Annotated in this window: 12 protein-coding genes; 5 read left to right on the top strand and 7 right to left on the bottom strand. The window is 58.6% G+C overall.

Annotated elements, in window-relative coordinates; translation table 11 throughout:
* Nucleotides 1-1,098, top strand: a 1,098-nt coding sequence (locus tag U9R81_RS14600) for a TRAP transporter substrate-binding protein (protein ID WP_322496162.1), incomplete at its 5' end; no start/stop codon positions are given.
* 15 nt (nucleotides 1,099-1,113) lie between these two features.
* On the opposite strand, the gene U9R81_RS14605 is transcribed toward U9R81_RS14600, so the two are convergent.
* From U9R81_RS14605 to U9R81_RS14620, 4 genes are all read right to left on the bottom strand, one after another.
* Nucleotides 1,114-1,368, bottom strand: coding sequence for a hypothetical protein (locus U9R81_RS14605; RefSeq protein WP_322496163.1), 255 nt, complete (start codon nucleotides 1,366-1,368; stop codon nucleotides 1,114-1,116).
* Between the two features lie 187 nt (nucleotides 1,369-1,555).
* Entirely contained in the window at nucleotides 1,556-2,890 is a 1,335-nt protein-coding gene (locus tag U9R81_RS14610; RefSeq protein ID WP_322496164.1) for a TRAP transporter large permease subunit, read from the bottom strand.
* A gap of 14 nt (nucleotides 2,891-2,904) precedes the next feature.
* A complete protein-coding gene (locus U9R81_RS14615) occupies nucleotides 2,905-3,468 on the bottom strand; it encodes a TRAP transporter small permease subunit (protein WP_322496165.1) in 564 nt (187 codons plus the stop codon).
* 236 nt (nucleotides 3,469-3,704) lie between these two features.
* Nucleotides 3,705-5,540 carry a phosphoenolpyruvate carboxykinase (GTP) gene (locus U9R81_RS14620; RefSeq protein WP_322496166.1) on the bottom strand — a complete coding sequence of 612 codons (1,836 nt, stop codon included), beginning with the start codon at nucleotides 5,538-5,540 and terminating at the stop codon, nucleotides 3,705-3,707.
* 300 nt (nucleotides 5,541-5,840) lie between these two features.
* Here U9R81_RS14620 and secG point away from each other — a divergent pair, with 300 nt between their 5' ends.
* Together secG and U9R81_RS14630 are read left to right on the top strand one after the other, a co-directional pair.
* Nucleotides 5,841-6,056, top strand: coding sequence for a preprotein translocase subunit SecG (secG, locus tag U9R81_RS14625; RefSeq protein ID WP_322496167.1), 216 nt, complete (start codon nucleotides 5,841-5,843; stop codon nucleotides 6,054-6,056).
* 3 nt (nucleotides 6,057-6,059) lie between these two features.
* Nucleotides 6,060-7,727 carry a peptide ABC transporter substrate-binding protein gene (locus U9R81_RS14630; protein WP_322496168.1) on the top strand — a complete coding sequence of 556 codons (1,668 nt, stop codon included), beginning with the start codon at nucleotides 6,060-6,062 and terminating at the stop codon, nucleotides 7,725-7,727.
* On the opposite strand, the gene U9R81_RS14635 is transcribed toward U9R81_RS14630, so the two are convergent.
* Nucleotides 7,719-8,486: a hypothetical protein gene (locus tag U9R81_RS14635; RefSeq protein WP_322496169.1), complete on the bottom strand. Its 768-nt coding sequence runs from the start codon at nucleotides 8,484-8,486 to the stop codon at nucleotides 7,719-7,721. The two genes, U9R81_RS14630 and U9R81_RS14635, sit on opposite strands and share 9 nt — an antisense overlap.
* A 181-nt stretch (nucleotides 8,487-8,667) precedes the next feature.
* Here U9R81_RS14635 and U9R81_RS14640 point away from each other — a divergent pair, with 181 nt between their 5' ends.
* Together U9R81_RS14640 and U9R81_RS14645 are read left to right on the top strand one after the other, a co-directional pair.
* The gene (locus tag U9R81_RS14640) at nucleotides 8,668-10,122 is read left to right on the top strand and encodes a hypothetical protein (RefSeq protein ID WP_322496170.1); all 1,455 of its coding nucleotides are present in this window, start codon (nucleotides 8,668-8,670) and stop codon (nucleotides 10,120-10,122) included.
* A complete protein-coding gene (locus U9R81_RS14645; protein ID WP_322496171.1) occupies nucleotides 10,079-10,765 on the top strand; it encodes a hypothetical protein in 687 nt (228 codons plus the stop codon). Before U9R81_RS14640 ends, U9R81_RS14645 begins: the two co-directional genes overlap by 44 nt.
* 10 nt (nucleotides 10,766-10,775) lie before the next feature.
* Here the strand turns inward: U9R81_RS14645 and U9R81_RS14650 are convergent, their stop codons facing one another.
* Both U9R81_RS14650 and U9R81_RS14655 read right to left on the bottom strand, forming a co-directional pair.
* Nucleotides 10,776-11,582 (bottom strand): dihydroorotate dehydrogenase, encoded by an 807-nt coding sequence (locus U9R81_RS14650; RefSeq protein ID WP_322496172.1) that lies wholly within the window; start codon nucleotides 11,580-11,582, stop codon nucleotides 10,776-10,778.
* Between the two features lie 775 nt (nucleotides 11,583-12,357).
* A partial coding sequence (locus U9R81_RS14655; protein ID WP_322496173.1) for a glutamate ligase domain-containing protein occupies nucleotides 12,358-12,899 on the bottom strand: 542 nt, incomplete at its 5' end.

Below are 12,899 nucleotides of genomic sequence, written 5' to 3' on the forward strand. Positions count from 1 at the left end.
GCCAATACCCCGGCCCAGCCAACGGCTGCCGGCGGCGAGCAGCCCACTGCTGCGGCAACGACTGCCGCCCCCACGGCGCAGGCGCCAGCGCAGGGTTCGTCAATGCCGGCAGTGGAATGGCGCATGGGCACGAGCTGGCCGATCTCGCTCGACACCATCTACGGCGGCGCGACGGTGCTGGCCGAGCGGGTAGCCGAACTATCCGGCGGAATGTTCAAGATTACCACCTTCCCTGCCGGCGAACTCTTCCCCGGCCTTGAGGTGTTGCAGAACGTGTCGCAGGGCACGGTTGAATCGGGCCACACCGCCCTCTACTACTACGTCGGTCTCGATCCGGCGTGGGCCTTCGGTACGTCGCTGCCCTTCGGCTTGACCGCCCAGCAGCAGAACTCGTGGCTATACCACGGCGGCGGCGAAGCGGCGATCAACAAGCTCGGCCAAAACTTTAACGTGATCTCGTTCGCTGCTGGTAATACCGGCACTCAGATGGGTGGCTGGTTCCGTCGCGAGATCAACACCGTCGCCGACTTGCAGGGTCTCAAGATGCGCATCCCCGGCCTTGGCGCGCAGGTGTTGAAGAATCTGGGTGTTGTGACCCAAACCCTACCCGGCGGCGAAATCTTCCAAGCCCTCTCGACCGGCGCGATCGACGCCGCCGAGTGGGTTGGCCCCTACGACGACGAGAAGCTCGGTCTGCCCGATGCGGCTGAGTTTTACTACGCGCCGGGCTGGTGGGAGCCGGGTCCCTCGCTGCACGCCATCTTCAACCTCGAGGCGTGGAATAAGCTGCCCAAAGAGTATCAGAGCTTCCTCCGCGTCGCGGCTTGGGAGTCGAACATGAACATGCTCGCCAAGTACGACGCACTGAATAACGACGCGCTCGAGCGGATCGTGGCTAAGGGCAAGAAGTTGCGCGTGTACAGCGACGAGATTATGAATGCAGCCCGCAAGGCGGCGTTCGACCTGTACGCCGGCTACGACTCGGCAGCGTTCAAGGAGATCTTCCCCTCGTGGAACGAGTTCCGCCAGAAGATCCAGCGCTGGCACCAGACCAACGAGCTGCCGTTCAATACCTTTATGAAGAACAACCCGGTTTAATTCCAGTTGTCCGTATCACAAGCCAACGGGTGGAGCGCAATCCTCCACCCGGTTTTTTGTGCAGCAGACATGGCAGCGCAATGTGTCTACCGGCCAAACGAGATTGCCGGCAAGTAGAGCACCAGTTGGGGGGAAGAAGATTAGAGTCACCACAATCATCAACTGGATGGCGATAAACGGCACCACGCTGCGGTAGATATCGCCGGTCGTGATGCCGGAAGGCTCCACGCCGCGCAGGCTGTACGCTAGCTCCACCACGGAAGCGTTCAAGGATGTCATCCTCGTATGGATGCGTTCCGCTAGAAGATCTAGCGTTGGCGCCTGACCAACGAGCTGCCATCCAACACCTTTACCAAGAACAACAACCCGATCTAAGACCGATCGGCTTGCTCAAAGCCAGCGGGTGGAGCGTTATGCTCCACCTGCTGTTTTTAATACCAGCATTGTGTACAATCCCCTACCGGCCAAATGAGATTGCCGGCAGGTAGAGCGCTAGTTGAGGGTAGAAGATCAGAATCACCACAATCATCAACTGGATGGCGATAAACGGTATCACGCCGCGGTAAATATCGCCGGTCGTGATGCCGGGAGGCGCTACGCCGCGCAGGTAGAAGAGGGCAAAGCCAAAGGGCGGGGTGAGGAACGAGGTTTGCAGGTTGGCGCCAAGCAACACGCCAAACCAGACCAGATCAAAGCCAAGCGCCTTTGCAACCGGCACGAAGAGCGGAATGACGATAAAGCAGATCTCAAAGAAGTCGATGAAGAACCCGAGGAAGAAGACGATCAGCATGCTGATGATCAGAAAGCCCCACGCCCCGCCGGGCAGATTGGACATCAGATCGAACACAAACTTATCGCCGCTGAGCGCGCGGAAGACCAGCGCAAAGGCAGTCGAACCGATCAGAATAAAGATCACCATCGTGGTGGCGCGCATGGTCGCATCGCACACGGCAATAAAATTCTTCCACGTCAGCCGGCGATTAGCCAGCGCCAGCAGTGTCGCGCCCAGCGCACCCACCGCGCCGGCCTCGGTTGCAGTGGCAATACCAAAGAAGATCGAACCAAGCACAGCGACGATCAGTAAGAGCGGCGGGATCATGACCTGCACCACTCGCTTGGCCAGCGCCGCGCCGGTCATCGAACGGGCCGACAACGGCAGGGCCGGGGCCATTTCTGGTTTAAGCAGCGCCACAACCCAACAATAGAACGCTAGCGCCGTTGCCAATAACAGACCGGGGATCAACGAGCCAAGGAAAAGCCGGCCAACCGAGACGCCGATTTGATCGCCGAGCACCACCAAAACTACCGATGGCGGAATGATCTGGCCGAGGGTGCCGGCAGCGCAGATCACGCCGCACGCCAGCTCTTTGTTGTACCCGTAGCGCAGCATAATTGGCAGCGAAATTAGGCCCATCGCCACCACGGTCGCCGCTACCACACCAGTCGTTGCCGCCAACAACGCGCCGACAACCACCACTGAGATCGCCAAACCGCCCCGGATCGGCCCGAAGAGCACGCCCATCGTATCGAGCAGATCTTCGGCTAAGCCGGATTTTTCAAGCATCGAGCCAAGGAAGATAAAGTAGGGAATGGCGAGGAGGGTATAGTTCGACATCACGTTAAAGACACGTGATGGCATCGCGCGGATGATAATCGGGTCAAAGATGCCGAGCGAGACGCCGATAATACCGAAGACAATCGCTGTTGCCCCTAAGGAAAAGGCGACGGGGTAGCCGATGCCAAGGATGACCAGCGCCCCGAGAAACATCGCGGGTCCGAGCCACTCGTACATGGAGCCTCCAGAGATTACAGCTTGGTCTCTTTTTCTTCGACGACAACTTGGGATGGATCGAGGACGCCGCGGAAGGCGGCAAAGTATTTGATCGCTTCAGAGATGCCTTGAATAATCAGTAAGATCGGGCTCACGATAAGGAACGTTTTAATAATATAGCGAGGCAGACCGCCGGGATCAGGCGAATTTTCGCGAATGCGCCACGACTGTTCCACATACGGCCAACCGAAATAAACCAGCAAACCGCAGAAGGGCAAGAGAAAGAACAGCGTCCCCAGCAAATTGACTAATGCTTTGCGCTTGGGCGAGTAATTGCTGTAGAACACATCAACCCGCACGTGTTCGTTGTGTTTGAGCGCATACGCCGCACCAAGCAGAAAGATCATCGAGAAGATATACCACTGAGCCTCGATGTAAAAGTTTGACCCCAGCGTGCGCCCGATGGCACGGCCCACATAGCGATTCGCAACATTCCAGACCCCGACGCCAACCACAACCGGCACCAAGATGTAGGCCAAGCGCCCAACCCATTCGGTGAAGGTGTCGATGATGCGTGAAAGGCGCAATAGTGCTTGCACGTCAACCCTTCCTTCCCTGCTGGAATAGAGAATACGAAACACAAAAACACAGCCCAGCGGAGCAATGCGGCAACTGCTCTCTTGAACAGTACGACAGAGATGCTTGAACTATATAATATAGGAATTTACAACTTTATAGCCTAAATAGTACACGGAATCACACGCTTTGTCAAAACAAGCGGCGTACCGGCTTTCGCCAGTACGCCGACAGAGATGCCTATCGCGCTGCAATCACGTTATTCGTGCGTTGCACCCCATTTCTCTGGCATACGCCAGAGGCTCGAGAGGATAAGATCACGCACCGAGAGCAGCTCTTTCGGCAAGCGGTCGTAGAGCTTGATGAACAACTCTTCGTGGAGCAAAATCTCTTGCTGCCACTCAATGACATCACACTCCATCACCTGATCGAACTGCGATGGGCTAAAATCAAGCCCACGCCAGTCAAGATCTTCGTACCGCGGCACCCAGCCGATCGGTGTTTCAACACCGACTGCCTGCCCATGCGCGCGTTCAATGATCCACTTCAGTACGCGAATATTCTCACCAAAGCCCGGCCAGATAAACTTACCCTTTTCATCCGTGCGGAACCAGTTGACGCCAAAGATGCGCGGCGGGTCTTTTAGGCGACGACCAAAGCTGAGCCAGTGATTGAAGTAGTCACCCATGTGGTAGCCGGCAAACGGCAACATTGCAAACGGATCGCGGCGCACGACACCTTGTTGGCCCATCGCCGCCGCTGTCGTTTCAGATCCCATCGTCGCGGCCAGATAGACGCCATAGGTCCAATTAAAGGACTGATAAACCAGCGGCACGGTGCGGCTCCGTCGCCCGCCAAAGATAAAGGCTTTAATCGGCACACCATTCGGATTTTCCCATTCGCAGTCAATCGCCGGATTTTGGCTCGCCGGCGCGGTGAAACGCGCATTGGGGTGAGCAGCCAGCCGGCCACAGCCGGGAGTCCAATCACGACCTTGCCAGTCAATCAGGTGAGCCGGCGGTTCATCGGTCATCCCTTCCCACCAGACATCACCGTCGTTGGTCAGCGCCACGTTGGTGAAAATGCTATTCGCCCGGCAGTTCTCCATTGCGTTGGGGTTGGTCTTGTACGAGGTGCCCGGCGCAACGCCAAAGTAGCCGGCTTCAGGATTGATGGCGTACAGTTTGCCATCGGCGCCGGGTTTAATCCATGCAATATCGTCGCCGACGGTAGTAACTTCCCAACCTTCTTGCTTAAATGTCTTCGGCGGAATCAACATCGCAAAATTGGTTTTACCGCACGCTGATGGAAAAGCTGCCGCCACATACGTCTTGCGCCCGCTTGGCTCTTTCACGCCCAAGATGAGCATATGCTCGGCCAGCCAACCCTCTTGGCGAGCCATCACCGACGCAATCCGCAACGCGAAGCACTTCTTGCCCAGCAGAGCATTACCGCCGTAGCCCGAGCCAAAACTCCAGATCGACCGTTCTTCGGGGAAATGGACAATATACTTGATCGGGTTGCATGGCCACGGCACATCGGGTTGCCCCGGCTCAAGCGGCGCGCCGACACTGTGCAGACAGGGAATATACTCGCCGTCCTCACCTAGGATGTCGTAGATCTTGGTCGAGACCCGCGTCATAATGTGCATGTTGACTACAACATAGGGCGAATCGGTTAATTCGATGCCGATATGGGCAATCGGCGACCCGATTGGCCCCATGCTGAAGGGGATCACATACAGCATCCGCCCCCGCATACAGCCCCTAAACAATTTCAACAAGATCTCTTTCATCTCTTTCGGCGCCATCCAGTTATTGGTGGGGCCGGCATCATCTTTTGAGACACTGCAAATAAACGTGCGATCTTCAACGCGAGCGACATCAGAGGGATCCGAGCGGGCGAGAAAGCTGTTGGGGCGGAGTTTGGGGTTGAGGCGAATGAACGTTCCCGTTTCGACCATCTGGTTGCAGAGCGTATCGTACTCAGACTGCGAACCATCGCAGAAGTACACCTGCGCCGGTTTGCAGAGTTCGACGATCTCTTGAATCCACTTGCGAAGCCGATGGTGTCGAATGTATCTGGGAAATTGCATGCGATCCTCCTCTCTATTCAAGGCCACAACCGGGGATAACAATTGTGACGGCTTGCATGAGCGTGATCATAGCATAGATTGCGAGCTTGTGCAGAAATAAGCTGTAGACTTTCGGTCATGATGGCTTAACCAACAAACAATTTAATGAAAGCTTTCGTATGTTTAAGCAGGTGTCACACGTGCTGGGAGAGGGGGGATGAAAAGCAGGAAATCGAGTAATGAACGCTAGACTTCACTTTGTGGTATACTGATGTGCCTGTATGAGGCAGCAATGAAGTCGATATGAGGAGCACAGCATCGATGGAAACCGCTCTCTATATTGCTATTTTGGTCATTAGCGCCGTTATGAGCGTACTCGTGATTTTGCAGTCGCGCGGCGGCGGTCTCAACCGCGACGCCAGCTCGATGTATCACACGCGCCGCGGCATTGAGAAGACTCTGTATCAGGCCACGATTGTGCTAGGGGTAAGCTTTTTACTGCTCGCGCTGATCACCAGCCTCCCCATCTTCAATTAAGGTATGGCGCGCCGGATACGTTGGCAGATTGCGATTGCGCTCGCCGGGATCGGGGTAATCGTCGTCTTGTTTGGCCGTTTGGCGGCGCTCAGCGCTTCCACCGATAATCCGGCCACAGGTGGCGTTTATCGCGAGGCGGTCGTCGGAACGCCGGTGATCCCGATCCCGTTACTGAATGATCCCGTTGCCGATCCGGGCGGGAGGGCGCTGATCAGCTTGCTCTTCGAGGGGCTGACGCGCATCGGGATTGATGGCTTGGTCGAGCCGGCCTTGGCCGAGGGATACACAGTTGACGCCACCGGTGAAATCTATACCTTCACCTTGCGGCCGGGATTGCGCTGGCACGACGGCACGCCCCTCACCACCGATGACGTCGTCTTTACCTTGCGCACCCTCCAAGAGTTGGAGCAGGCCGGTGAACCGGCAGTCGCCAGCTTCTGGCGCACCACTCTGATCGAACGAGTCGATAACCGCACCGTCCGATTTATTCTATCAGGACCATTTGCGCCCTTCCCGGCCTTAGCGCGCGTACCGATTCTGCCGGCCCATCTGTTGCGCAACATACCGCCAAGCGGATGGCCTGCCAGCGAATTCGCCCGCCAATTGATCGGCAGCGGGCCGTTTCGGTTGGCCGAATTGCGGCCCGAAGCAGCGCTGTTAACGGCAAACCCAACGTATTACAATGGCCGGCCATTTCTCGATCAGATTGAGTTACGGTTCATGGCTACTCCCGAAGCAGCAATTGCGGCCCTTTCGCGCGGTGAAGTGATGGGCTTTGCGGAACGCTGGGGCGCCAACCTGCGCGCGGTCGATCTGCCCGGCAACGAACAGCGCATCGTCTTGCCGGTTGATGAGTACACAATCCTGACCTTTAACCTCCGCCTGCCGTTGTTTCAAGAAATCCCCCTCCGCCGCGCACTGGCGCTCGGTCTCAACCGCGATGCGTTGATCGAAACAGCGATCAATGGGTTCGCGCAGCCCATCGATACACCGCTCTTGCCCGGCACGTGGGCCAATGATCCGGACATTCGCCGGCCACCTGCCGATCCGGCGGCAGCAGCCGACCGGTTAGCCGAAATCGACTTTGAACCGGGCAGTGATGGCATCCGCCAGCGTGGTGCGCAACGGCTCAGCTTTACTCTGCTGGTTGATCAGGATGAACGCCGGCTGGCAGTGGCGCAAGCCATTGCTGCCCAGTGGCGCGCAATTGGGGTCGAGGTGACGGTCGAATCGGTCGATAGCGTGACGCTAGCCGATCGCTTGCGGCGCGGCGATTTTATGACTGCGATCCATACGTGGACCCGGATCGGCCCCGATCCCGATCCGTACAGCCTGTGGCACTCCAGTCAGGCTGCCGGCGGGCTCAATTACGCCGGTCTGAACGATAGCCGGATCGACCTGCTGCTTGAACAGGCACGGGCTGAACCGGAGTTGGTGGCTCGCGCCGAGTTGTACCATGCGTTTCAACAACGTTGGCTGGAGCTATCACCGGCGATTACTCTCTATCAACCGATGTATGTCATCGTTAGCACTGCCAATCTGCAAGGGCGGGCCTTCTTCGCGAACCCTGATTTCACCGACCAGACCTTGTTCGGCGCCGAAGATCGCTTCCGTGATGTGCAGCGTTGGTTTATCAATACCTTCCGCCGGATCGAGGGCGATTTACCGTAGATCGCGCAAATCAAACACCGGCCCCTCGACACACCGTCGTTGCCAACCGTTGTGCGTCTCAATCTGGCATGCCCGGCAGATGCCTACCCCACACGGCAACGGACCCGCCACCACCACCTGCGCCAAGCCGCGATTCCAACGTAGGCGCGCTGCTCGCATCGCAGCGGCTGCTTGACCAAACAAGCTCGGCGGCAGCGCAAACAGCACCTGATCAGCCCAACGGATAGGGCTGCTGGGTGAATGCGCAGCCAGCAGTTCAAACAATGCCCCATCACCAGCCGCGCTCGTCTGCACCTCAACCGTTTCCGGCAAGAGAAATGGCGGCGGGAGATACCCCTTGTCGCCGGTCAGCAGCAGCGCAATGCTCAGCCGGCCAGCATAGCGGCGAGCCACGAAGATCAGCGCCGGCAACGCCATTCCCACTCCCGCCAGCAAGAGGGTGTGCGTCGCCGGCGCCGGCGCAAACGGCGTGCCTAACGGTGCGCAGAGGTCGAGGGTAACGCCCACTGGCAGGTCAATTAGCCATGCCAGCGCCGGATCACGCGGATCGATGAGCAACTCAACCTCGCCCTTCGCCACATCAGCGCCGGCAAGAAAGATTGCCGGCCACAACAACGGATCGAGACTGCGCGATGGGCGTACAAGGGCATATTGGCCGGGTTGCGCAATGCGCGCCACCCCCGGCGCAGTGACGCTTAACCAGACTAAGCCCTCAAAGTGATAGCGTTCATGGATAGTGGTGGTATAATACAGCTGCATCCAAGCAATCCTTGTGTAGCCACGCCAATGGCATCATCAATTATCTTGGTTTTTGATGCACGTTCAAGCATTGTAGCTTACCACAGACCGTAAACGAAGATTCACAGGTATCGTCACACCCTCGCTCTATAGCTTCAAAACACCATTGGCATCACAACCATTGCAACATACCCATGATAATATGAGTCGCACAAACGCAATTGCTACCCCTACGATCCCGTGGTTCGCTCAACCCCTCACGCGATCAGGTTGGCTCAGCCATATCACCTGCAGCGAGCTGTTCCTGCTCCTTGCCAGCCTTGCCTTGTACCTCTACACTCGGCTTGCCAACCTGACGGCGTTTCCGATCTACTTCTTTTGCGATGAAGCGATCCATGGGGTGTTGGCCCGCGATCTGGTAGCCAACGGCTTTCGCGACAGCAAAGGTGTTTGGCTCCCGCCCTACTTTCAAAACGCCGGTATGTGGAATCTGAGCCTGAGCGTCTATCTGCATGCATTCAGCATTCTTCTCTTCGGATTCGACAGTTCGATCTGGCACACCCGCGCTACATCGGTCTTCGCCAGCCTCCTCGCTCCACTCGGCATTGCGGCGCTGCTCCGCTTTGGCTACCACAACCGGCGCTGGTGGCTCGGCATTCTCGTACTCTGCGCAATGCCAGCGTGGTTTATCCATTCGCGCACCGCGTTCGAGACGGTCTTGATGGTTGCGTGCCATGCTGGGTTTTTGGCGTCGTACATGGCCTATCGTTATTATGATGACCGCTGGATCGTGGCCGCAATTCTGTTTGGCGCAGCGACATTCTACAGCTATGCCAACGGGCAAGGGGTGATGTTGGTGAGCGGTACACTCCTCTTCCTCAGCGACATCCGTTACCATCTCAGCCGCCCACCCCAACGGCTCTGGCTCGCCCTTGGGGTGTTTGCGCTCGCACTTGCGCCACTGATTCGTTTCCGTTGGCTTCAACCCAACGCGACGGTGGAGCATTTGCGCACGCTCCATTCGTATTGGCTGAAACCGTTGCCGCTTACCGAGAAGATCGAGCAGTTTATCACCATCTATGCCCAAGGCCTTGATCCGCGTTACTGGTTCTGGCCCAACACGATTGACCTCGACCGCCATCGCTTTCCCGATAGCGGCCATCTCCCGCTCTTCTTATTGCCATTCGTCCTTATCGGCTTAGCAATTTGCGTGTGGCGCTGGCGCGAATCGATCTACCGCTTGCCGATTATCGCACTCCTCGCCGCACCGTTCAGCAGCGCCTTGGTGGGGATTGCTATCACCCGCACGCTGGCGATGGTCATTCCCGCGACTCTGCTGGCCGTGATCGGGGCCAGTTTCCTGATCGAACTGCTTACGCTCCGTTGGCAACGCCTCGTCACGCTATTGTTTGGCCTCACTGTAGCGTTCAGCAGTTTGGTGATGCTGCGCACCGCCGTGCTCGGCGGGCCGCTCTGGTTCCGCGACTACGGCCTGTATGGGATGCAGTACGGCGCACACCAGCTCTTCGCCGAGACGATCCCCGCTTTGCTGGCCCGCGATTCGCAAACGATTCTGCGTGTATCAACCGCATGGGCGAATAACCCAAACAGTTTTGTCGATTTTTTTCCTCACCCCAGCCCAACGTCGCCGCATTGAACTGATCACTATCGACGGGTATCTGTATCAACGCCGTGATCTCGACCGGCAACGCGATCTATTCATTATGACGGCAACCGAATACGATCGCGCGCAGCAAAGCGGGAAGTTCATCATCATGCCGCCTGAGCAGATCATTCCCTACCCAGATGGGAGACCGGGTTTTTACGTAGCACGGCTGGAATATGTCGCCAATATTGACGAGATTCTTGCCACCGAACGGGCCGAGCGCGCTGCGTTGGTAGAAGAGCCGTTAGCGGTTGGCGGGCAAGAACTGATCGTCGCGCATTCACGGTTTGACATCGGCGGCATCACCGATCTCTTCGATGGCGATCCGAATACCCTCGCGCGCGGTCTTGAAGCCAATCCGCTCGTGATCGAACTGCGCTTTCCCAATCCCCAACCGATCAGCGGGATCGAACTGGCGCTGGGAACGATGGAATTCGACTTAACCGTGACTGTGACCACACCTGACGGCGAAACCCAAGCCTTTCGCCAGACCTACCGCGGTCTACCGCCGGACCCCACGATAACGTTCGATCTCCCGCAACCACTGCTGGTGACGAACCTCCGGCTCGATATCTTCCAACAAGGGGCAGGGGAACCGGCGCACGTGCATGTACGTGAAGTGCGCTGGCGGTGAAGATCGCCGCCTATAGCCCCGCCGCAATCGTCTTTGCGCGCCGCAGATCGGCCATCAATGCACTGGCCAGCGCCACTGCGCGCGCGCCGGCATTGAGCAGCGCGCGCGCATGTTCTGGCGTGGCCACGCCACCCATGCCGATTACCGGCGCCGCCACGGCAGCAGCCACTGCTGCAACCAGCCGCAACGCAATCGGAAAGATCGCTGGGCCGCCAAGGCGGCCATAGACAAGGCTGCCATCAGCGTGAGGCATACAAGCCGGCAACCCGCCAATGAGCGCAATCGCATCAGCGCCGGCGGCGATGCTCGCCTGCGCCACCGCCACCGGATCGGGTAGCTCACCGGGCAGCCGGACAAGGAGAGGAAGCAGCGTGGCCCGGCGAACAGCCGTGACCCGCTGGGCAGCTTCGGAAGCGGTTAGCGCCGGCAGCGCCAACTCAAAGCCGGCGATACCCGGCACATCGGTGAGTTCGACAGCAACCGCCGCCGCATCAGCACCGGCAATGCTCACCAGCACCGGCACATGATAGCTGAGCCAGCGGGGCGCCAACCGTTCGCGCACCTGTTTGACGCCTAAACTCGCGCCACCATGGTGGTAGAGCACACCGGCAGGCGTCGCCACCACCTGCGGCTGGCCGCGCCTCCCGGCAACCGTCACAGTTGGGCAAATAATCGCGCCAAGGCCGTGATCGGCCTCAGGTTGCGCCAGCCCCAGCCAGCGGGCCACACTAACCACATCGCCAAGACTGCCGGCAGCAGCAATCACCGGTGTAGCGATAGTCAGGGGGTGCGGGTTGTGGGGAGCGAGGTCGATCATGATACTGAAGAGCTGCGAACAAGGGGTTCAAGATTGAGTGATAGTTATTATATAACACTGTTGGCTCCCGCCCTCGCGGCGTGTTCTGATGTCATTGCGAGGGAGCGGCGGCTCCCAGCTTCGCTGGTCGCCGCCCGACCGACGCAATCTCCTGCTCTAGCGGGAACGGTCGCTGAGGGAACCGCATCCGCTCTCACGGGGGATTGCGTCGCCGCGCGCAGTACGGCTCGCAAGGACAGGCAAGCATGTCATTGCGAGGGGGCGTAGCCCCCGAAGCAATCTCCTACTCTAGCGGAACGAACCCTCTCAGGCATCACCCTCACGTCGCGTTGAGGGCCGGACAGAATATATGGTTGAGTACAACCGTTGATCGCAGTGCAATGCCTCCAAGCGTAGCTCTACACTCCCCTCTCCCGCGCCAGTCTGGAACCCGGCCCTGAAGGGCCGGGCTAGGCTTACGAAGCCCGCTGCGCGGGCTGATGCCTCCACCTCGTGCCCCTCCCCCGCTGGGGGAGGGGTGATGGGGAGCGCAGCACGGGGCTTTACGGCATCGCTCAGCGATCGACAGTTATGATCAACCACAGATTTTGTCCGCCCCTCAACCCGCGCCAGTGGGAGATGGACTGGAGGTGAGGGGGCAATAGCGCATCGCAACGCCATCAACCACATTTGCGCACATGCGTTCTGTTCACCCTTGAACGTACTCGCGGGGGATAGCTTCGCCGCGCGCAGTACGGCTCGCAAAGACTTAGCAGGGAGATGGTCAGCACGACTCCTATGCAGATTCGTGCATCTCTGGGTGGTTGCCATACCCCAGCTCGGCCAGCGCCCGTCGCGCCTCACCCTCTTCATCCCACGGGATTGCATGATCGGCGTAGATGATACTACCTTCGTGGCCCTTCCCCAACAGCAACACCAGATCGCCGGGCCGGGCCGCTGCTAGGGCCGCCCGAATCGCCTGCGCCCGGTCAGGAATACAGAGGTAGCCGCTGCCGGCCCGCTTGCCGGCCTGTTCAGCTCCGGCAGCAATCTGGGCAATGATGGCCGCGCGATCCTCGCCACGCGGATCTTCATCGGTCAACACCAGCAGATCGCACATCCGGCCAGCAATCTCGCCCTGAATGGCGCGCTTGGCGACATCGCGCTCGCCGGCGCTGCCAAAAACGGCAATCATCCGGCCCTGCACTTGTGGCCGGAGCATCGCAAAGATCTGCTCGAACGAATCGGGGTTATGCGCATAATCCACGATCACGCCAAACGGCTGGCCGGCATTGACCGGCGCCATCCGCCCGCGCGGCGCGCGCACGCCGGCTAACG

Origin of the sequence: Chloroflexus sp. (assembly GCF_034435895.1) — a bacterium.
Lineage (GTDB): Bacteria > Chloroflexota > Chloroflexia > Chloroflexales > Chloroflexaceae > Chloroflexus.